The organism is Streptomyces sp. 2-1 (genome assembly GCF_048564895.1).
In the GTDB taxonomy this organism is placed as follows: Bacteria; Actinomycetota; Actinomycetes; order Streptomycetales; family Streptomycetaceae; genus Streptomyces; species Streptomyces phaeochromogenes.
On sequence record NZ_CP183383.1, the window covers coordinates 2,636,323 to 2,656,685 of the forward strand.

Genomic DNA, 20,363 nt, shown 5'->3' on the forward strand with positions numbered 1-20,363 from the left:
CCCCGAGCCCCCACCACGGCCGCAGAACCTCTCCCGTCCCGCTGTGGACGGTGTTATGCGAGTCCGGCCCGCTCCAGGGCGTCGGTACCGGCCCGGAGCGAGGCGATCCGGTCGTCCAGCGTGAAGCCCGCGGGGGCCAGCGTGAGCGTGGTGACCCCGGCGGCCGCGTAGGCCTTCATCCGGTCCGCGATGCGGTCCACGGAGCCGAGCAGCGTGGTCTGGTCGATGAGCTGCTGCGGAATGGCGGCAGCCGCGCCCTCCTTGTCGCCGGCCAGGTACTTGTCCTGGATCTCGGCGGCCTCCTTCTCGTAGCCCATGCGCTGCGCGAGCTGGTTGTAGAAGTTCTGCTTGCGGCTGCCCATGCCGCCCACGTAGAGCGCGGTGTACGGGCGGAACATGTCGGCCAGGGCCGGTACGTCCTTGTCCTCGCCGAGCGCCAGCGGCAGCGTCGGGCAGACGTCGAAGCCGTCCATCGTCAGCCCGGCCTTCTCGCGGCCCGCGCGCAGGTGCTTGATCGCGGTGTCCTCCAGGTGGTCGGCGGACGGGAAGATCAGCAGGGCGCCGTCGGCGATCTCGCCGGTCTGCTCCAGGTTCTTCGGGCCGATCGCGGCGATGTAGAGCGGGATGTGCTCGCGCTCCGGGTGCACGGTCAGCTTGAGCGGCTTGCCGGGGCCGCCCGGCAGCGGGAGGGTCCAGTGCGTGCCCTCGTACGACAGGCGCTCGCGGGTCATGGCCTTGCGGATGATCTCGACGTACTCGCGGGTGCGGGCCAGCGGCTTGTCGAACTTGACGCCGTACCAGCCCTCGGAGACCTGCGGTCCGGAGACGCCGAGGCCCAGGCGGAAGCGGCCGCCGGAGAGCGAGTCGAGGGTGGCGGCGGTCATCGCGGTCATCGCGGGCTGGCGGGCCGGGATCTGGAAGATGGCCGAGCCGACGTCGATGCGCTCGGTCTGGGCGGCGACCCAGGTGAGCACGGTGGCCGCGTCCGATCCGTACGCCTCGGCGGCCCAGCAGACCGCGTAGCCCAGCCGGTCGGCCTCCTTGGCCACGGCGAGGTTGTCCGCGTCCATTCCGGCACCCCAGTAGCCGAGGTTGATCCCGAGCTGCATGGCCGATTCCCCTTACTGATCAGTAACGTCCCTTGTGCGGCACCCTAGCGCGCCGGTGGGCCCAGTGGCAGGGACCGGGTTGGGGATCACGTGATCCTGGTTGTCCACAGGGCCCCACACACCGACTTCTGGCCAGTAATCTCAGCCCACATGGAGCAGAGGCATCTCGGCCGTACCGGCCTTCGCGTGTCCCGCATCGGACTCGGCACCCTCACCTGGGGCAGGGACACCGACGAGCACGACGCCGCGGACCTGTTGAAGGGGTTCTGGGAAGCGGGCGGGACGCTCGTCGACACGGCCGATGTGTACGGGGACGGGGAGGCCGAGTACCTCCTCGGGCAGCTCATGGAGGGGCTGGTGCCCCGCCGGGATCTGGTGATCTCGACGAAGGCGGGGAGCGTGCCCGATCCGGACCGGCGCTTCGACGGCTCGCGGGGGCATCTGCTGTCCGCGCTCGACGCCTCGCTGGCACGGCTCGGCACGGACTACGTGGACCTGTGGCAGATCCACGCCTTCGACCCCGAGGCGCCGCTGGAGGAGACCCTGCAGGCTCTCGACATCGCTGTCAGCAGCGGTCGCGCGCGCTATGCCGGGGTCTCCAACTTCTGCGGCTGGCAGCTCGCCAAGGCGGCCACCTGGCAGCTCGCGGCGCCCGGGATCCGCACACGGCTGGCCAGTACGCAGATGGAGTACTCGCTGCTGCAGCGCGGTGTCGAGCGCGAGGTGCTGCCCGCGGCGCTGGACCTGGGCATCGGTCTGCTGCCGTCCTCTCCCCTGGGCCGGGGTGTGCTGACGGGCAAGTACCGGCACGCGACGCCCGCGGACTCGCGGGGCGCGTCGGAACAGCTGGCGCCGTTCGTCGCGCCGTACCTGGACGACGCGGCGAGCAGCATCGTGGACGCGGTGGCGACGGCCGCGGACGGCCTCGCCGTGACGCCGCTCCAGGTGGCCCTCGCATGGGTCCGCGACCGGCCCGGCGTGGCCGCCCCGATCATAGGCGCGCGCAACGCGCTGCAGCTCACGGCCGCGTTGTCAGTGGAGACCCTTAGTCTTCCTGACGAGATCTGCCGAGCGCTCGACGATGTGTCAGCGCCGGTGCACCACTATCCCGATCACGACTGGAGCACGCTGTGACCACGGATCCCGCTGCCGCGGAGGAAACCGAGCCGGTGACCGGCCCGGAGCCCGGGGGGCCCGGGGCCGGACCGGGGGCCGATGACGACGGAGGTTCCGCGGACGGAAGCCGCGCGCCTGCCGGCCCCGACGACGAAGCCGCCGCAGGCGCGACGGACGCGACGGACACGGCCACGGACAGCGGTGAAGGCGGGGCGTCGGAGTCGGAGCCGGAATCTGAGTCGGAAGGTCCCGCCGCGGACGGCACTTCCGGTGACGGCACCGCCGCCGCCGACACCACGGCCCAGCTGTCCGAGGCCGAGGCCGAGTTGGCCGCGCAGCGGGAGTTCCGGGAGCGGATCGAGCGGCGGAAGGCGGAGAAGGAGGGGCCGGTCCAGGCCGGGGCGCGCCTGAGCGGCAAGGCGGCCGATCTGCTCGCTGCCGTACGGGCGGTGGAGAGCGGGGGGAAGCCCCCGGCGAGCGTCTTCGCCGAGCCTGAGCCCGCACCGCGCAGGTCCGCGCCGGAGCCGGAGCGGCGGCCCCAGGCCATGCCCTCCGCCACACCCGCGCCGGTGGCCTCCGAGGCCGTCGACACCGTTCGGGCCGTGCTGGTCGAGGGCGGCGCTCCGGAGGCGTTGGCGGCGCAGGTCGCCGCCGTCCTCGGCGAGGGGGCGGACACGCAACTGCGCGAGGACCCCTGGCAGTTGCTGCGCGTGGCCGGGGTCAGGCCCGAGCAGGCCGACGGGTTCGCCCGGGCGCTGCTCGGCGCGGAGTGCGGTCCCGACGACGAGCGGCGGGGCCGGGCGGTCACGGTATGGCTCCTGGAGCAGGCGGCCCTCGCCGGGCACACGGCCCTGGAGGCCCAGGCGCTCCACGCGGCGCTCGCCCAGCGATCGGTGCCGGATCCCGATGCCGCCGTGCAGAGCGCCCTCGCCGAGGGCGACGCCCTGGTCTTCCAGGACGCGCTGGACGAGCCGGGCGCGCCGCCGGCTCCCGCGCCCTCCGAAGAAGAGGCCGAGGGCGAAGAGGGCGAGGCGGCGCGTCCGGTCCGCGTCCTCATCGGTCTGGAGCGGTACGCGCTCGCCGAGGAGAGCCTCGCCGACGGTCTCGCCCGGGTGGTCAACTCCCTGCCCAAGGAGGACGGTTCGGCCACTGACTGGGAGTCGGCCGCGACCGGCTCCGCCGCCGAGCTGATCCGCGCGGTCGCGGGTCACGGCCTCGTCCTGCACACCGGCGGCGAGGCGTCCCGCGCGGAACCGGCGGCCCTGGCCGCGACCGCCCGGTCCCTCGGCCTGCGGGTGTGCGCAACCACCCACACCCCGGACGGCCGCCGCCGCTTCGCCGCGCTGCTGGCCTCCGCCGAGGGAGCGGGGCGAGGCGCGGCCTCGGCTTCAGACCCGTCGTCGGCACCCGGCTTCGGCGCGGAGGACGAGACGGGCGCACCGAACGGACCGCGCCGCGGAACCGACGACGGCCCGGGCAGCCCTGCCCGGACGCACGACGGCGGCGCGGCCGGCACACACGGCGGTGCGTCCGGGCGTCCCGGTGGCGGGCAGCCCGGCGATGTCGGGACCCATGAGACCGTGACCACCGTCGCCGGACTGCTCGCCGGTGCCGAGGGCCCGGGGCGGGACACGGACGGCATGCTGCGGACCGACCTCCTCATCGTGCTCGACGCGCCGCAGCTCGACGTGGAGAGCGCGGCGATGCTCGCGGAGTCGCTGCCCGACGGGGCCCGGCTCGTGCTGAGCGGAGACCCCGGGGTGCTGTGGTCGGCGGGCCCCGGACGGGTCTTCGCTGACCTGCTCGCCGCGCGCGCCTGCCCGCAGGTCGCCTCACGGACCCCCGACCCCGGCCCGATCGGCGAGCTGGTCTCGGGCATCGGCATCGGCGAGCTGAACCAGGTGGCGGCCCCCGGCAAGGAGGTCGTGATCGTCCCGGTGCGCGACGCGGGAGAGGCGGTCCACCGGACCGTGCAGCTGATCGCGGACTCGGTGCCGCGGGCCATCGGGATCCCGGCCGAGCAGACCCAGGTGATCACCCCGGGCCACGGCGGCGCGGTGGGCACGCGCGCGCTCAACACCGCGCTGAAGGAGCGGCTCAACCCCGGCCCGGGCCGCTTCGGCGGCTTCGACCCGGGTGACCGGATCGCGTACTCCCCCGCGCCGGGCCGTACGGTCCCGGGCCAGGTGGTGAAGGCCGACGCCGACGGGCTGCACCTGGAGTGCGTGGGCGCCCCCGTCGTCGTACCGAAGGAGCGGGTGGAGCAGACCGTGCGGCACGGCTGGGCGCTCACCGCGCACCAGGCGGTCGGCGCCCGCTGGCCCGCCGCGGTCGTGGTCCTGCCCGGGGACGCCGCCCAGGCGCTCACCCGGCCCTGGATCTACACCGCCTTCGGCCGCGCCGAGCAGCACCTCTCGGTGGTCCACGGCGTGGATCAGGCTCTGCCGCGCGCGGTGGCCGAGGTCGCCGCGAAGCCGCGTACGACCCGGCTGCCGGCCCTGCTCAGGGCCCAGGTCCCGGCGGCCGGCTGACGCCCGTCCCGGGGCCCGGCGCGCGACCGCCGGGCCCCGGACACACCGGTGGCGGTCACCGGGCTCCCCGCCCGACGACCGCCACCGTATGAACCAGTACGGACCGGTACGAACCAGTGCGAACCGGCGGGAGCCTCAGCGCTCGGCGTCGAGCGGCTCCAGGTCCTCGTCCTCGTCGAGCTCCGGCTCCACGGCGTCCTCGATGTCGTCGTCGAGGTCCGCCCCGGCCTCCTCGTCGAAGACGGCGCTGACGTCGAAGCGGCACAGCACCTGATGCGGATCGGCGTGGTCGAACGGCGCCTCCAGCCACTCGCCGGCCTCGGCGGGTTCGTCCGCGGCGGTGACCCACAGCGTGGAGTCGCCCTCCTCCAGACCGAACTCCTTGTGCCGGGAGGCGATCTCGTCGGGCTCGAACTCCCCGAAGAGGACGCCCAGGGCGCCGTGCACAGTCCCGGACGCGGCGTCGAAGCCCGCGGCCGCGGCCCCGGACTCCTCCACGGCCTCCACCCGCTGCGCCTGCGCCAGCAGCCGCTGCGGCTCCACCACCGTGTAGTCCCGGCGGATCAGCACGCTCAGCGCGTTGGGCTCCTCCGGCCCGGTGTACGGCAGCGCGTCCTCGGTGCCGGGGATCTCGAAGGGAGTGACCTCGTCATAGCGGTCGTAGAGGAGCTCGTCGTACTCCTCGGCGGCCGCGGCCAGCTCGTTGAACGCCTCGTAGACGGCCGGGTCGTCCTCACCCGTCCTGCGCTCGACCGCCGCCAGGTGACGGTCGAGCGCGGCCTTGACCGCCTCGGCGGCGGCGCGTACCTCGGCAGCGGTGGGCTGCGCAGCATCAGACATAGTGCAGACGCTATCCGTACACGGCCTCCACACGCACAATAGATGCGATGCCGGAATACGAATTTGTCGACGTGTACGTGCCGCGCGGGGTCTCCCGCAAGGAAACGACACGCCTGCTGACGGACCATGCCGAGTACGGACACTGGGAGTTGGACCGCCTCAGCCTCCACCCGGACGGCAGCCGCAGAGTGCGGTTGCGCCGGCGGATCATCCGCCAGGTGCGTGCCACGTGGTGACGAGGGACGGCTGAAACGGAGCGGGCCCCGCGCGTGCGGGGCCCGCTCCGTCGACCCCGCGGGGGCGTGTTCACCTGCCCCTGGGGGCTTTTGTAGTGCCATGACACCGTTTGTCCGGTGCCGTGGCACCGTTTGCCGTGTCATGGCGTCGTCTCACGCGGAGGCGCGCGCCTTGCGGTAGAGCACGGCGCCCACCAGCAGCGCGCCCGCGCCCACCGGCAGCGCGAGACCGAGCGGCAGCTCACTGCCGGTCTGCGCCAGCTGCTCGGAGCCCTTGGGCTGCGAGACGGCCTGGGCGTTGGGGTCGTTCGGGTTCGCGGAGCCCAGGTCCACGCCACCGGACCGGCCCGGTCCACCGTGGCCGTCGGGTCCACCGGGCCGACCCGGGTCGCCCGGGCCCCCGGGCTGTCCCGGCTTACCGGGCTCCCCTGGCTTGCCCGGCTGACCCGGGTCCCCGGGGTCACCCGGCTGACCGGGCTTTCCCGGAGGGTTGGGCTCGCCGTACCCGGGAGGCGTCGAGCCGTGCCCGCGGCCGGTGTTCGAGCAGTCGTTGCCCGTGGCCGCGTTGCCGACACCCCCGACGGAGACGCTGTTGCCGCAGACGTTGACCGGCACGTCCACCGGAACCTGGACGTGGTTGCCCGAGCCCACGCCGGGTGAGTTGCTCGTGTGCCCCCCGGCGTGCGATCCGGCGTGCGATCCGCCGCCGGAGTGGTGGTGACCGGAGCCGCCGCCCTTGTTGGAGCACTTGTTCCCCACCGCCGGGTTGAGCACCCCGACCACGTTCACGGTGTTGCCGCAGACGTTCACCGGCGCGTGCACCGGCGCCTGCACCGAGTTGCCCGAGAGCACGCCCGGGGAGTCCGAGGCGCTGCCGTGCGCCCCCGAGTCGGCCTGCGCGTAACCGCCGGTGGCGGCGAGGACGCCGGTCGCCGCCGCCACCGTCATCAGGCCTTTGCGGGTGACCTGTCGCATAGCTTTTCCCTGCCTTGTGATCCTTGTAAGCCGTGCGGCTTCAGGAACGCGCACGCGCCGGGATGCGCGGGCGCGGAATTGCGGAATGCTGGACACGGAATGTCGGCGGCCCCGGAGCGCATGGCGTGCGCTCCGGGGCCGCGGACTCAGACCCTCATGGGTTTTCAGGCCTTCATGGGGTGCAGGCCCTCATGAGGTGGGCACAACGTCAGACGTTGGTGCAGGTGTTGCCGAAGGCAGGGTTCAGCAGCCCGATCACGGAGACCGTGTTGCCGCAGACGTTCACCGGCACGTGGATGGGCGCCTGGATGACGTTGCCCGAGAGCACACCGGGAGAGTGCACGGCAGCACCCTGAGCACCGGAGTCGGCAGCCGCGATACCCGCACCGGCGAGAACGATGCCACCAGTGGCAGCAGCAGCGGCGACGATCTTCTTGATCATTATTCCTCCTTGTTGGCAATGCGATCCCAGCCGCGGATCGCATCACCTGTAACGAGGAGGGAGTAATAGGGCTACGAGCTTATGAGCCCATTCACTCTTCTCAGTCGACTCCGTACGCGCTGGCGATTATTGGAGTGTCGTTTCAGCGGGTTAATTCAGGACGCTTCACGGCAGCGGCGGTTCAGGACGCCTCGATGAAGCGGTCGAGCACCCGCACCCCGAACTTGAGGGCGTCGACCGGGACCCGCTCGTCGACACCGTGGAACATCCCGGCGAAGTCCAGCTCCGGCGGCAGCTTCAGCGGGGCGAAGCCGAAGCAGCGGATGCCGAGGTCGTCGAAGGACTTGGCGTCGGTGCCCGCGGAGAGCATGTACGGGACGGCCCGGGCGATCGGGTCCTCGGCGGACAGCGCGGTCTGCATGGCGTCCACGATGGCGCCGTCGAAGGTCGTCTCCAGCGCCTTGTCGGCGTGCACGTCCTCGCGCTTCACGTTCGGGCCGAGAATCCGGTCCAGGTCGGCGAGGAACTCCTCCTCGTAGCCCGGCAGATAGCGGGCGTCGACGTGCGCGGTCGCCTGGCCCGGGATCACGTTCACCTTGTAACCGGCGCCCAGCTGGGTCGGGTTGGCGGTGTTCTGGAGCGAGGCGCCGATGAGCTTGGCGATACCGCCGAGCTTGGCGAGCGTCGCGTCCATGTTCTCCGGGTCGAGCTCGGTGCCCAGCGCGTCGCCCAGTTCGTCGAGGAAGTGCCGCAGTGTCTTCGTCACACGCACCGGGAACTTGTGCCGGCCGAGCCGTCCGACGGCCTCCGACAGCTCGGTGATCGCGTTGTCCTTGTGGATCATCGAACCGTGTCCGGCGGTGCCGTCCACGGTCAGCTTCATCCAGTGCATACCCTTCTGGGCGGTCTCGACGAGATACAGCCGCAGGTTCTCGTTGACCGTGAAGGAGAACCCGCCGACCTCGCCGATCGCCTCGGTCACGCCCTCGAAGAGGTCCGGGTGCTTGGTGACGAGGTGCTTGGCGCCGAACTTGCCGCCCGCCTCCTCGTCCGCCAGGAAGGCCAGCACGAGGTCCCGGGGCGGCTTGCGACCGCTGCGCATCCGGTCGCGTACGACCGCGAGGGTCATCGCGTCCATGTCCTTCATGTCGACCGCGCCGCGGCCCCACACACAGCCGTCGGCGATCTCGCCGGAGAACGGGTGGTGCGTCCAGTCCGCCGCGTTGGCCGGTACGACGTCGGTGTGGCCGTGGATGAGCAGCCCGGGCCGCGAGCGGTCCTCCCCCTCGATCCTCACCACCGTGGAGGCGCGGCCCTGGTGCGACTCGAAGATCTGCGGTTCGAGTCCCACCTCGGCGAGCTTCTCCGCGACGTACTCGGCGGCCTTGCGCTCACCCGGGCCCGAGTGGTCGCCGTAGTTGCTGGTGTCGATCTGGATCAGCTCGCGGCAGAGGTCGACGACCTCGTCCTCACCCGTGACGTTCCTGGTCGTGTCCGGCTCACTCACGCTGCTTCCTCCCACGCTGCCTGCCGGCGGTGTTCCCGTCGGCGGTCTCCCCATCCTCCCTCTCCGACCCTGCCCACCCCAAGGGCGGACCAGGCCCGTCACACGTCGTTCACGCCCGCCCACCCGTGATCGGGGGCCCTCGAAAGCCTGGTAATGTTTCCTCCGTCGCCGCAGGGGAAACCCGCGCGACAGACACCTTGTCCGGGTGGCGGAATGGCAGACGCGCTAGCTTGAGGTGCTAGTGCCCTTTATCGGGCGTGGGGGTTCAAGTCCCCCCTCGGACACACGAGATGAGTGAGGGCCGCGACCAACTGGTCGCGGCCCTCACTCGTTGTCTACGCCCCCTGGCTCGACGGTGTTACGGCCATGTGTGGGGCAGATCTCGTCAGGATGACATACCCCCACGTCAGAGCGTTGGGGTAAGCGCTCTCCAGCCCCTCCTGGGGCCTCCTCACATGGCTGAGCCGCAGGTCCGGGGCTAGCGTCGTACTAAAATTACACGCTTGTTTGGAGCTGACCGGAATATCCCCAGGCATACCTGCGGGCCCGACGGCTCCCCCGGACGTCCCGGGAACGACACGTGAGGACCCGATGGCAGCCCTCGAGCAAGGACCCGCACTAGCGCTGTTCGACGAAGAGGTGCGCGCGGAGTTCGGCGACCCGGCCCGCTTCACCGCCGCTTCCGCCGCCTCGCCCCGCACCCTCGTCGACATCCTCGACGCGTCCGTACGGGCCTACCCCGACGAGCCCGCGCTGGACGACGGTCACCGCTGCCTGAGCTACCGCGCCCTGGCCATAGAGGTCGAGGCCCTGAGGAGGCGGCTGAGCGCCGCCGGGGTGGGCCTCGGGGACCGCGTGGGTGTCCGGGTCCCGTCCGGGACCAACGAGCTGTACGTGGCGATCCTGGCCGTCCTCGCGGCGGGCGCCGCCTATGTGCCGGTGGACGCCGAGGACCCGGACGAGCGGGCCGAGCTGGTCTTCGGCGAGGCCGGGGTGCGGGCCGTCGTCGGCGCCGGGCACGAGCTGACCGTCGAGGGGCGCAGCGAGACGCCTGCCGCGCGGCCCGGGGTCGAGCACGACGCCTGGATCATCTTCACCTCCGGTTCGACCGGGAAGCCCAAGGGCGTGGCCGTCAGCCACCGCAGCGCCGCCGCCTTCGTGGACGCCGAGGCCGAGCTGTTCCTGACCGACGACCCGATCGGTCCGGGTGACAGGGTCATGGCGGGCCTCTCCGTCGCCTTCGACGCGTCCTGCGAGGAGATGTGGCTGGCCTGGCGTTATGGGGCCTGTCTGGTGCCCGTGCCGCGCTCCCAGGTGCGCAGCGGCGCCGATCTGGGGTCCTGGCTGGTCGAGCAGGAGATCACCGTCGTCTCCACCGTGCCCACGCTGGCCTCCCTGTGGGAGCCGGAGGCTCTCAACGAGGTCCGGCTGCTGATCTTCGGCGGTGAGGCCTGCCCGCCCGAGCTGGTGCAGCGGCTGGTCACCGAGGGCCGAGAGGTCTGGAACACGTACGGGCCGACCGAGGCCACCGTCGTCGCCTGCGCGTCCCTGATGACCGGCGAGGAGCCGATCCGTATCGGGCTGCCGCTCAACGGCTGGGAGCTGGCCGTCGTCGACGAGTCCGGCGAGCCGGTGCCCATGGGCGGCAGCGGTCAGCTCGTCATCGGCGGGGTGGGCCTGGCCCGCTATCTCGACCCCGAGAAGGACGCCGAGAAGTACGCCCCGCTGGAATCGCTCGGCTGGGAGCGCGCCTACCGCAGCGGTGACCTGGTCAAGGCCGAACCGGAGGGGCTGATCTTCCTGGGCCGGGCCGACGAGCAGATCAAGCTCGGCGGCCGTCGCATCGAACTGGGCGAGGTGGACACCGCACTCCAGGGACTGCCCGGGGTCGCGGGTGCCGCTGCCGCCGTCCGTACCGCCCGCAGCGGCAACCAGCTGCTCGTCGGCTATGTGGTCACCCAGGACGGCTGGGACCACGCGACGGCCGTCGAGAAGCTGCGCGCCGAGCTGCCCGCCGCCCTGGTCCCGCTGCTCGCGCCGGTCGCCGACCTGCCGACCCGCACCTCGGGCAAGGTCGACCGGAACGCCCTCCCGTGGCCCCTGGAGGGCCTGGAGACCGGCGGACCCACCGAGCAGCTGTACGGCACCGAGGCCTGGCTCGCCGAGCAGTGGAGCGAAGTGCTCGGCATCCCGGTCGGTTCGGCGCGGGACGACTTCTTCGCGATCGGCGGCAGCAGTCTCGCCGCCGCCCAGCTCACCACCCGGCTGCGCACCCGCTACCCGAGCGCGGCCGTGGTCGACATCTACCAGCAGCCCGTGCTGCGCAAGCTGGCCCGGCATCTGGAGAAGTCCTCGCAGGGCGACAGCGCCGCCCGCGTGATCGCGCCGGTGCCCCTGCGCGCCAAGGTCGTCCAACTGCTGGCGCTCGTCCCGCTGTTCACCCTGCTCGGCCTGCGTTGGACCGTGGCGCTGGCCGCGCTGGGCAACGTACTGCACTGGTTCGGTCCGTATCCGTGGGTGCCGACCGCCTCGTGGTGGGTCGTCGCGGCGGGGGCCGGACTGCTCTTCAGCCCACCGGGACGGCTCGCGATCGCGGCCGGCGGTGCGCGGCTGCTGCTGCGCGGTCTGAAGCCCGGGCGGTATCCGCGGGGCGGGAGCGTGCATCTGCGGCTGTGGACGGCCGAGCGGCTGGCCGAGTTCAGCGGGGCGACCTCGCTGACGGGGTCGTGGCTGGAGCGGTACGCGCGTGCGCTCGGCGCCAAGGTCGGCTCCGACGTGGATCTGCACTCGCTGCCGCCGGTGACCGGCATGCTCAAGCTCGGCCGGGGCGCCGCCGTGGAGTCCGAGGTGGACCTCTCGGGGCACTGGCTGGACGGCGACCGGCTGGAGATCGGCCCGGTCAAGGTCGGTGCGCACGCCGTGGTCGGCACCCGCAGCATCCTCTTCCCGGGCGCCCGGGTGGGCAAGCGGTCCGAGGTGGCCCCCGGTTCGGCCGTGGCCGGACACATCCCCACCAGTCAGCGGTGGGCCGGAGCGCCCGCCACCAAGCTCGGCAAGGCCAAGCGGGACTGGCCCAAGGAGCGCCCGCAGCGGGGCACGTACTGGCGCGTGATGTACGGCGCGACCGGCTTCGCGCTCTCCGCGTTGCCGCTGGTCGCGGGCCTGGCCGCGGTGCTCGTGGCGAGCGTCTTCGTCTCGCCGGACGCCGGGCTCGGCGAGGCGCTGCGGGGTGCCGCGGTCGCGCTGGTGCCGGCGACGCTGGCCTTCGGTCTCACGTACGCACTGATCCTGCTGGTCAACGTGCGGCTGCTCAGTCTCGGGCTGCGGCCCGGTACGCATCCGACGCACAGCAGGATCGGCTGGCAGGCCTGGACGGTCACGCAGCTGATGGACCGCTCCCGCGACACGCTGTTCCCGCTGTACGCCGGGCTGGCCACGCCCGTCTGGCTGCGGCTCCTCGGCATGCGGATCGGGCGGGGCGCGGAGGTGTCGACGGTGCTCGCGCTGCCGAGCCTGACGACGGTCGGCGAGGGCGCGTTCCTGGCCGACGACACACTGACCGCGCCGTACGAGCTCGGGGGCGGCTGGATGCGGATCGGGCGGGCGGAGATCGGGCGCCGCGCCTTCCTCGGGAACTCCGGGATGACCGCGCCGGGCCGTTCCGTGCCGGACGGCGGCCTGGTCGGGGTGCTGTCCGCGACGCCGAAGAAGGCCAAGAAGGGCAGCTCCTACCTGGGGCTGCCGCCGGTCAAGCTGCCCCGCTCGACGCAGGGCGGCGACCAGAGCCGTACGTACGACCCTCCGGCGCGGCTGCTGTGGGCGCGCGGGCTTGTCGAGCTGTGCCGGATCGTGCCCGTCTTCTGCTCGGCCGCGCTGGCCGTGCTGACGATCGCCGCGCTGAGCGCGCTCGGGGTATGGGCGTGGGCGCTCGCCGGGATCGTGCTGCTGGGCGCCGGGGCCGCCGCGGGGCTGCTGTCCGTGATCGCCAAGTGGCTGCTCGTGGGCCGGCACCGGACCGGTGAGCACCCGCTGTGGAGCGGTTTCGTGTGGCGCAACGAGCTGGCCGACACCTTCGTCGAGGTCGTCGCCGTGCCGTGGTTGGCCGGGTCCGTGCCGGGTACTCCCGTCATGAACCTGTGGCTCCGCGGCCTGGGCGCCCATATCGGCAAGGGTGTCTGGGTGGAGAGCTACTGGCTGCCCGAGACGGACCTGGTGACGCTTCAGGACGCGGCGACGGTGAACCGTGGCTGTGTGCTGCAGACCCACCTCTTCCACGACCGGATCTTGCGGACGGATACTGTGGTCCTCCGTGAGGGCGCCACCCTGGGCCCGGGCGGAATCGTTCTGCCCGGCAGCACCGTCGGGGCGCGCAGCACACTGGGACCCGCGTCCCTCGTCATGGCGGCGGAATCCGTTCCCGACGACACCCGTTGGCTGGGCAACCCGATCGAGGCATGGCGTCCCTAGGCGCGGCCCGTACGGCGCCCGGGGAGGGGAGTCCGGCACGCCGTACGAGCACAGCGCAGGGAGCAGACACTTCAGTGGTTCAGCAGACAGTGGGAGCGGATCCGTACTTCCCGGCGAACGGTGATCCCCGTTACCGGGTGCATCGGTACGAACTCGCCCTGGACTACCGTCCGGGACCCAACCGGCTGTCCGGCACCGCCCGCCTGAACGCCATAGCGGGGCGCTCGCCGGTCGCCGAGTTCCAGCTGAACCTGGCCGACTTCCGGATCGGCCGGGTCCGGGTCGACGGGCGGGCGACGCACTACACGCACCGCGGCGGCAGGCTGCGGATCCGCCCGCCGAAGCCGGTCCGGGCCGGTGCCGCGTTCACCGTGGAGGTGCACTGGTCGGGGAACCCCAAGCCGGTGCGCAGCCCGTGGGGCGGGCTCGGCTGGGAGGAGCTGGAGGACGGGGCGCTGGTGGCCAGCCAGCCGGTCGGGGCGCCGTCCTGGTACCCGTGCAACGACCGGCCCGCGGACAAGGCCTCGTACCAGATCTCGATCACCACGCCGTCGGCGTACTCGGTGGTGGCGGGCGGCCGGCTGCTGACCCGTACGACGAAGGCGTCCACCACGACATGGGTGTACGAGCAGTCGGCGCCCACGTCCAGCTATCTGGTCGGGCTGTCCGTCGGGAAGTACCAGACCGTGCTGCTCGGCGATCCGGGTCTCGGCGGTGTCCCGCAGGCCGGGCACATTCCGCCGCACCTGCTCACCGAGTTCTCCCGGGACTTCGCGCGGCAGCCTTCGATGATGCAGCTCTTCGAGGAGCTCTTCGGCCCGTACCCGTTCGGTGAGTACGCGGTGGTCGTCACCGAGGAGGAGCTGGACGTCCCGGTGGAGGCGCAGGGGCTCTCCCTGTTCGGCGCCAACCACGTGGACGGGGCCCGGAGTTCGGAGCGGCTGGTCGCGCACGAGCTGGCCCACCAGTGGTTCGGCAACAGTGTGAGCATCGCCGACTGGCGGCACATCTGGCTGAACGAGGGGTTCGCGAAGTACGCGGAGTGGCTGTGGTCGGAGAGGTCCGGCGGGCGCAACGCCCAAGCCCTCGCCAGCCTCGCGCACCGCAAGCTGTCCGCGCTGCCGCAGGACCTCAGACTGTCCGACCCGGGCCGCAAGCTGATGTTCGACGACCGGCTCTACGAGCGTGGCGGGCTGCTGCTGCACGCGGTGCGGTGTGCGCTGGGGGACGACGCGTTCTTCCGGATGCTGCGCGGGTGGGCGTCGGTGCACCGGGGTGGCACGGTCACCACGGCGGCCTTCACGACGCATGTGGCCCGGTTCGCGACCGAGCCGTTGGACGACCTGTTCCGGTCGTGGCTGCATGAGACGGCGCTGCCGCCGTTGCCGTCCCCCTCGGCGGCGATTCCGGCTCGGCCGCCGTATCCGCCCTCGAACGCCGACTCCGCGTAGCGCCCGCCCGGCGGGCTCCGGTTCGCCGCCCTGGCAAGGGGCGTCGGGAGACGCGGGTGTCATCATGGACGGTGTTCACGGTGCCGCAGCGAAGTCACGGGGGTCGTCCGATGGGCAGTGAGAGCGGGGCTGTTGCCGGTGGTCTTGCCGAGACGATCGAGGCGTTGCGTGCCGAGTTGACGGCCGCGATGGCGCGCGGCAGCGGTGAGCCGCTGCAGTTCGAACTCGGGCAGGTGGACGTCGAGTTGGCGCTCGCCATCACGCGCGAGGGTTCGGGCAGCGGCGGACTGAGCTTCGGAGTGGTGTCGTTCGGGGCGGCGGGAAGGGCCGCGTCGGAGACGACGCACCGGCTTTCCCTCACGCTCAACCCGGTGGCGGCGGGCGGGGAAGGCCCCGTGCGCGTGACCGCCGACGTCGACGGCGAGCCGCGCTGAGGAGGACCTGGACGTGCCGTTGACCGCTCAGCGTGTCGCGGAGGTGTTCAACCCCCGGGCCGGCGTGGTGGGTTCGGGCTGGTTCGTCACGCCGCAGCTCGTACTCACGGTGTGGCACGCGGCCGAGGGCACGGCACCTGTCGGCGAGGCCGCTCCCGGTGCCCCACCGCCTCGCCGCTCCCTGTCCCCGGCGGCGCTGGACGCGCTGGCCGACGGCCGCGAGCCGTGCCGGGTACGGGCGTTGGCGGACGCCTCGGCGGGGCGGCCGTTCCGGGACGCGGTGACGGTGTGGTGGCGGCCAGAGTGCGATGTGGCGCTGTTGCTGGTCACCGAGGACGCCGACCAGGCGACACCGTCGGCCGGGTGGGCGACGACGTACTGGGCCGATCTCGTCTCCGCCGACCCGGTCGAGGTCACCGCCGTCGGCTTCCCCGACCACGATGTGGTGGACAGGGTCCGCGAGTCCCGGCAGTTCGGCGGGGTGGTGCACCCGTTGTCGGGGGTGCGGTCCGGGCACTGGGTCATCACGACCGGCGCGCTCGCGCGGCCGACACCCGGCAGCGGCTGGGCGGGGATGTCGGGGGCCGCGCTGTTCGCCGGGGACCGGCTAGTGGGACTCGTCACCGCCGACGCCGGTGGCGGTTCCGGACCCGTCGCCGAGCTGCGGGCCGTGCCCGCGCGGACGTTCGCGGACGATCCGCTGCTGGCGGAGTGGATCCGGTGGGCCGGTGGAGCCGGCGCGTGGGCGTACGGGCGGATCGAGCGGCCGGAGCGGGATCCGGGGCGGGCCGACTCCGGTGACGGCGCTCGGCCCCAGGGCACGGACGGTCCACGGAGCACCCCGCCGAAGGTGCCGGGCAGCACGCGATGGCCCTGGGGCCGGCGCCACCGTCCGCTGCTGCCGCCCGAGTTGCTCGCCGCCGCTCCCGCGCCCGACGAGGTACGGGACCGGGGCGGTCTCACCTACCGGGCCGCCGAGCCCGGCGAACTCTCCCGCGTCTACACCCAGCAGCGGCTCGACACCACCGCCGACCGGGACGCCCAGGCCCCGGCCGGGCCTCTCCGGGTCACCGGGCAGCCGGTGTCCGTCGAGCGGCTCCTCACCGATCCGACGGTCCGCCACATCGTCGTCACCGGGGAGGCGGGGGTCGGCAAGTCCAGCCTGCTGGAGTACGTGGAGGCCACGGCCTGGCGGTGGTGGCGGGGCGCGACGCGGGCCGACGGACCGGACGGGGCGCCGTTCGGGCCGCTGCTCCCGCTGCGGATCGCCGCGCGCGAGCTCGTGGGGCACGACTCGATCGCGTCGGCCGCGGGGCCGGGGGCGCGGGCGTTGCTGGACGCGGGGCCGCCGGTGCCGGGCGCGCGGGTGCTGGTCATGGTGGACGCACTCGACGAGGTGACCGGGCCCGAGGACTGGCGGCAGGTCATGGAGGTCCTGCTCGCCGCGGCCCGGGAGAGCGCGAGCGGGCCCGGCATGGAACGCCGTCTGCTGCTGTCCGCGCGCAGCCTGCACGACAGCGCCTGGCGCGGCCTGGCCGGCGCCGGAGCCACGGAGTTCCGGCTGCAGCCGTTCACCGTCGAGCAGCTGCGCCGATTCGTGATGGCCCATCAGACGGGCGGACCCGAACGGCTGTTGGACCCCGAGGTCCACGAGCGGGCAGCGGCGCGGGCGGCGGAGTTCCTGGCGTACGTACGGGGCAACGGCATGCTCGACCTGGTGCGGCTGCCCCTGCTCGCGCATCTCGCGGTCGGCCAGTACTTCGACCCGGGCGGCGAACCGCGCGTGCAGAGCCGCAGGGTCGACCTGTACGCCCGCGCCGTGGCGGAGTTCCTCGGCCGCTTCCCGCAGCGGCAGAGCCCGTACGAACCCCATCTTCGGGACCGGATCGAGGAGTTGCTGGGCAGGCTGCGCGAGCGGCACGCGCGGGAGGCCTCGCGGCACGCCGCCGTCACCGTCGCGCTGCGCGGCTTCCTCGGCGACCTCGCCGACACGTATCTGCGGCACGGCACACCGATCGTCGGCGCCGCCACGGGACTGCTGGCCGATCCGGCCGACCCCGTCGAACCCGCCGACGGCGACCCGTACCGGCGTCGGGCGGTGACCGCGCTGCTCGAAGCAACCGGGGTGATCGTCGACGTCCATACGGCTCATCCCCGTTTCCTGCACCGCACGTTCGCCGAGTACCTGGCCTCGGAGCACCTCCGGGACCGCTACGGCACCGATCCCGCCACCTGGGGCGACGCCCTCGCCGACGCCGACACCCGGGTCGCCGCGCTGTTCGCCTTCGACCGTCATCCGCCCGACGTGCGGCGCGCGATCACGAGCGAGCTGGCCGCCGATCCCGAACGCGTCGAGCAGGCGGCGTCGCTGCTGGCGGAGGGCATGTGCGACGAGGACACCCGCGGCCGGATCCTCGAACTGCTGTGGCGCCGCACCGACGAGCAGGAGCCCGATACGGCCCCGGTCGTCCGGAACTGGCGCGGGACCCACTCCTCGCTCGCGCATCTGCCGCAGCAGCAGCGCCGGCTGTACGACATGGCGACTGATCCCCGCTCCGTGCCCGTGGACCGGATCAACGCCGCCGGGGCCCTGGCCGGTCACGACCCGCGCGGCACGGACCTGCTGCGGACCTTCGCGCACGACGGCTCGTACCCCCTGGACCTGCGGATCGCCTCGGCGTGGTACCTGGCCCACATCGACCGGGAGGCGGGCACGGAACTGCTCGCCCGGTTCGCGGACGACGCGCCGTCCCGCCACTGCGCCGTGGCCGCCGCCCGGCTGGCCGACCACGACACCGCCGCGGGTACGTCCCGGCTGCGCGCCCTGGTCGCGGACCCGCGCTGTCCCGACGTGGCCAAGGTCGACGCGGCCATCGCGCTGTGCGCCCACGACCCGACGGCCGGGACCGACTGGCTGCGGCGGTTCGCCGCCGACGGGCGGTTCTTCGCGGACAGCCGGGTGTACGCGGCCGACGCGCTCGCCTCGTCGGCCGAGGAGGGCGACCGGACCCGGACCGAGGCGACGCTGCTCCTGGAGCGCATCGCCCGCGACGAACGGGTCGACGCCGGCTACCGCGTCGAGGCGGCGCACCGCCTCGCCCGCTACCTGCCCGACGCGGGCACGCTCCTCCTGCGCGACTTCGCCGACGGCGCCCTGCACGGCCGCTACGGCTGCGACGCCGCGGTGCTTCTCGCGCAGCACGACCACGCGGAGGGGACTCGCGCACTGGACACCATCGCCCGCGCCGCCGGCCAGGAGCCCCCGCACCGGCTGCGCGCGGCACTTGAGCTCGCCCACTACGAACCGGCCGACGGGGAGGCCCGGTTGGCCGCGCTCGCCCGGGAGCCGGGCTGGGACGACGGTCCGCGCATCCGGGCCGCCGCGCTGCTCGCCGGCCGCAACCGGGAGGCGGGGCTGCCTCTTCTGCGGTCGTACGCCGTCGAGTCGGCCGGCGAGGTCCGCGTGGTCGCCGCACACGCCCTGGCGGACGTGGACCGTGAGGAGGGGCTGCGGCTGCTGCGGGAGCTGGCCGAGTCACCGGAGGCTGGCCGCTCCGTACAGGTCCGTGCGGCCAACGCCCTGGGCGACTTCGACCCGCGGCTGAAGGACGCGACGCTGCGCAGGCTCGGGGTGGACATCAAGCCGGGCGGCTGGTTCTCCACCTGACAACCTGTCGGTCCTCCACCTGACAACGTGCTGGTTCTCCACGTTCCCCACGTGACAACACGCTGGCTCTCGCCGTGACACCTGCGACAAAATGGGTCTGGACGGTGATCAGGGGTGGAAGCTCACCAACGGGGAGGCGGCACACGGTGATCCCGCGCATCGACGGTGGTCCGGATCCGATCGGAATGGCGCGCAAGATGGCGCGCAAGGGCGACTGGCGCACCCTGTGGTGGCTGATCCTCTCCCTGCCACTGCCCCAGGCCGTGGGCGCGGCGGCCCATCTGAAACGCCGCAAGTGGGACCCGCCGTCCGACGCCGACGCCCGTCTGGCGGACGTGCTCACCGGGCTCCCGCACAGGGAGGCGACCAGGCTCGGGGCGGAGTTGTTCGACCGTACGACCCACAGGCTGTCCGACACGCTGGGCTTCGCCAGTCCGGTGGGCTTCTCCGTGCGGCATCCGGTCGTGGCGCTCGATCTCAAGGGCCGCGACGCGCACACCTCGCGCGTCGTCACCGTCGACCGGACGGGGGTGCGGTCGACGCTGTACGAGGGGCCCGCGCAGCACTGGTCGCTGTGCGCCATCGACAGCGAAACGGTCGTGGCCCGGCGGGAGTTCGACAGCGGGGGCTACCGCGGGGACACGGAGGTCGTCGAGTACACGCCCGGCCGGGAGGCCGTACTGGCCCAGGGCAGTGGCCTGTTGGACGCGGTGGTGGAGGCGACGGCGACGGGTTTCGTGATGGGCACGAAGCTGAACGGCGTCGCCTTCGCCCTCGCGGACGGCGAGCAGGAACAGCTCAATCTGCGGGAGTTCGGCCTCCGGCGTGCCGACCTGTTCGCCGTCGACGCCACCGGCACCCGGATCGCCTTCGCCGACGACACCCGGATCCTCGTCACCGACAGCAGACTGCAGCCGATGCACGACATTGTCGTGGAGTCCCTGCGGCACGGCTCGATCAACGCGATCACCTTCACCGAGGACTCCATCGTCACGGCCGGCTACGACAAGGGCCTGTACCGCTGGCAGGTCATCGGCGGCCGTCTCCGGGGACTGCACGACGGCTGGCACTCGTCACCGCGTACGTTCTTCCGGCTCAACCCGGTGGCTCCGTGGAACCTCCTGGTGGCGGAGGGCGGCAACGTCAACTACCACTACGACATCGCCACCCTCGAACGCTCCCCGGCCCCGCCCTTCCTGGTGCAGGCGGGGCCCGACAGCAAGGACGACGATCTGGCGCTCCCGCGCGCCGTCGGGAAGTTCGCGTCGTCGCCGTACGGACGGCTGGCGGTGTACGAGGGCATGCTCGCGCTTTCCACGAGGAACTCGACGACGGACTTCTACTCGACGATCGTCCAGGACCTGGAGCACCCGCTCAACCTGCTGATGAAGCCGCTCTCCACCCTCACCGCCGCCGACGCCGACCGGGTCCGACCGCACCTGGACGCGCCGTCCGGCACGCCGAGCCCGTACGCCCTCACCGCCACCGATCGGGCTGTACTGGCGGCGGCGGTCGAGGCGTGCGCGTGGGCGCCGAAGGTGACCGGCGGCTGATCCCCGGCCGGGTCCGCGGCTCGTTCGCGGCCCCG

13 protein-coding genes and 1 tRNA gene are annotated in these 20,363 nt (G+C 72.8%); 9 read left to right on the forward strand and 5 right to left on the reverse strand.

The window, feature by feature from the left end:
• Nucleotides 1-53: 53 nt before the first annotated feature.
• Entirely contained in the window at nucleotides 54-1,109 is a 1,056-nt protein-coding gene (locus tag ACN20J_RS11600) for an LLM class F420-dependent oxidoreductase (protein WP_055613322.1), read from the reverse strand.
• A 150-nt stretch (nucleotides 1,110-1,259) separates the two neighbouring features.
• Between ACN20J_RS11600 and ACN20J_RS11605 the strand changes: the two genes are divergently transcribed.
• Nucleotides 1,260-2,243 (forward strand): aldo/keto reductase, encoded by a 984-nt coding sequence (locus tag ACN20J_RS11605; protein ID WP_055613321.1) that lies wholly within the window; start codon nucleotides 1,260-1,262, stop codon nucleotides 2,241-2,243.
• Nucleotides 2,240-4,756 (forward strand): helix-hairpin-helix domain-containing protein, encoded by a 2,517-nt coding sequence (locus ACN20J_RS11610; RefSeq protein WP_419665840.1) that lies wholly within the window; start codon nucleotides 2,240-2,242, stop codon nucleotides 4,754-4,756. The genes ACN20J_RS11605 and ACN20J_RS11610 overlap by 4 nt, the downstream gene beginning before the upstream one ends.
• Nucleotides 4,757-4,891: 135 nt before the next feature.
• Here the strand turns inward: ACN20J_RS11610 and ACN20J_RS11615 are convergent, their stop codons facing one another.
• Entirely contained in the window at nucleotides 4,892-5,596 is a 705-nt protein-coding gene (locus ACN20J_RS11615; RefSeq protein WP_055613319.1) for a hypothetical protein, read from the reverse strand.
• 47 nt (nucleotides 5,597-5,643) lie between these two features.
• On the opposite strand from ACN20J_RS11615, the gene ACN20J_RS11620 reads away from it, so the two are divergent.
• Nucleotides 5,644-5,832, forward strand: a complete 189-nt coding sequence (locus tag ACN20J_RS11620; RefSeq protein WP_033323315.1) for a DUF5703 family protein — start codon at nucleotides 5,644-5,646, stop codon at nucleotides 5,830-5,832.
• A gap of 153 nt (nucleotides 5,833-5,985) precedes the next feature.
• Here the strand turns inward: ACN20J_RS11620 and ACN20J_RS11625 are convergent, their stop codons facing one another.
• The 3 genes from ACN20J_RS11625 to ACN20J_RS11635 form a co-directional block, all read right to left on the reverse strand.
• The gene (locus ACN20J_RS11625) at nucleotides 5,986-6,807 is read right to left on the reverse strand and encodes a chaplin (RefSeq protein ID WP_419665841.1); all 822 of its coding nucleotides are present in this window, start codon (nucleotides 6,805-6,807) and stop codon (nucleotides 5,986-5,988) included.
• Between the two features lie 208 nt (nucleotides 6,808-7,015).
• Nucleotides 7,016-7,249, reverse strand: coding sequence for a chaplin ChpH (gene chpH / locus ACN20J_RS11630; RefSeq protein ID WP_055613317.1), 234 nt, complete (start codon nucleotides 7,247-7,249; stop codon nucleotides 7,016-7,018).
• A 181-nt stretch (nucleotides 7,250-7,430) separates the two neighbouring features.
• On the reverse strand, nucleotides 7,431-8,756 hold the full coding sequence (locus ACN20J_RS11635; protein ID WP_189840052.1) for a M20/M25/M40 family metallo-hydrolase: 1,326 nt from the start codon (nucleotides 8,754-8,756) through the stop codon (nucleotides 7,431-7,433).
• Nucleotides 8,757-8,955: 199 nt separating this feature from the next.
• Between ACN20J_RS11635 and ACN20J_RS11640 the strand changes: the two genes are divergently transcribed.
• The 6 genes from ACN20J_RS11640 to ACN20J_RS11665 all read left to right on the forward strand — a co-directional run bounded on the left by ACN20J_RS11640 (nucleotide 8,956) and on the right by ACN20J_RS11665 (nucleotide 20,328).
• Nucleotides 8,956-9,040, forward strand: a tRNA-Leu gene (locus ACN20J_RS11640).
• A 307-nt stretch (nucleotides 9,041-9,347) separates the two neighbouring features.
• Nucleotides 9,348-13,223 (forward strand): Pls/PosA family non-ribosomal peptide synthetase, encoded by a 3,876-nt coding sequence (locus ACN20J_RS11645; protein ID WP_419665842.1) that lies wholly within the window; start codon nucleotides 9,348-9,350, stop codon nucleotides 13,221-13,223.
• Entirely contained in the window at nucleotides 13,211-14,674 is a 1,464-nt protein-coding gene (locus ACN20J_RS11650; RefSeq protein ID WP_419665843.1) for a M1 family metallopeptidase, read from the forward strand. Before ACN20J_RS11645 ends, ACN20J_RS11650 begins: the two co-directional genes overlap by 13 nt.
• Before the next feature lie 110 nt (nucleotides 14,675-14,784).
• Nucleotides 14,785-15,108, forward strand: coding sequence for a trypco2 family protein (locus ACN20J_RS11655; RefSeq protein ID WP_189840055.1), 324 nt, complete (start codon nucleotides 14,785-14,787; stop codon nucleotides 15,106-15,108).
• Nucleotides 15,109-15,121: 13 nt separating this feature from the next.
• Entirely contained in the window at nucleotides 15,122-18,775 is a 3,654-nt protein-coding gene (locus tag ACN20J_RS11660) for an NACHT domain-containing protein (RefSeq protein ID WP_419665844.1), read from the forward strand.
• A 146-nt stretch (nucleotides 18,776-18,921) separates the two neighbouring features.
• On the forward strand, nucleotides 18,922-20,328 hold the full coding sequence (locus tag ACN20J_RS11665; protein WP_419665845.1) for a hypothetical protein: 1,407 nt from the start codon (nucleotides 18,922-18,924) through the stop codon (nucleotides 20,326-20,328).
• The last annotated feature ends 35 nt before the right edge of the window (nucleotides 20,329-20,363 follow it).

Coding starts and splice junctions, on each gene's coding strand:
- ACN20J_RS11600 (WP_055613322.1), bottom strand. CDS start 1,109: ATGCAGCTCGGGATCAACCTCGGCTACTGGGGTGCCGGAATGGACGCG.
- ACN20J_RS11605 (WP_055613321.1), top strand. CDS start 1,260: ATGGAGCAGAGGCATCTCGGCCGTACCGGCCTTCGCGTGTCCCGCATC.
- ACN20J_RS11615 (WP_055613319.1), bottom strand. CDS start 5,596: ATGTCTGATGCTGCGCAGCCCACCGCTGCCGAGGTACGCGCCGCCGCC.
- ACN20J_RS11620 (WP_033323315.1), top strand. CDS start 5,644: ATGCCGGAATACGAATTTGTCGACGTGTACGTGCCGCGCGGGGTCTCC.
- ACN20J_RS11625 (WP_419665841.1), bottom strand. CDS start 6,807: ATGCGACAGGTCACCCGCAAAGGCCTGATGACGGTGGCGGCGGCGACC.
- chpH (WP_055613317.1), bottom strand. CDS start 7,249: ATGATCAAGAAGATCGTCGCCGCTGCTGCTGCCACTGGTGGCATCGTT.
- ACN20J_RS11645 (WP_419665842.1), top strand. CDS start 9,348: ATGGCAGCCCTCGAGCAAGGACCCGCACTAGCGCTGTTCGACGAAGAG.
- ACN20J_RS11650 (WP_419665843.1), top strand. CDS start 13,211: ATGGCGTCCCTAGGCGCGGCCCGTACGGCGCCCGGGGAGGGGAGTCCG.
- ACN20J_RS11655 (WP_189840055.1), top strand. CDS start 14,785: ATGGGCAGTGAGAGCGGGGCTGTTGCCGGTGGTCTTGCCGAGACGATC.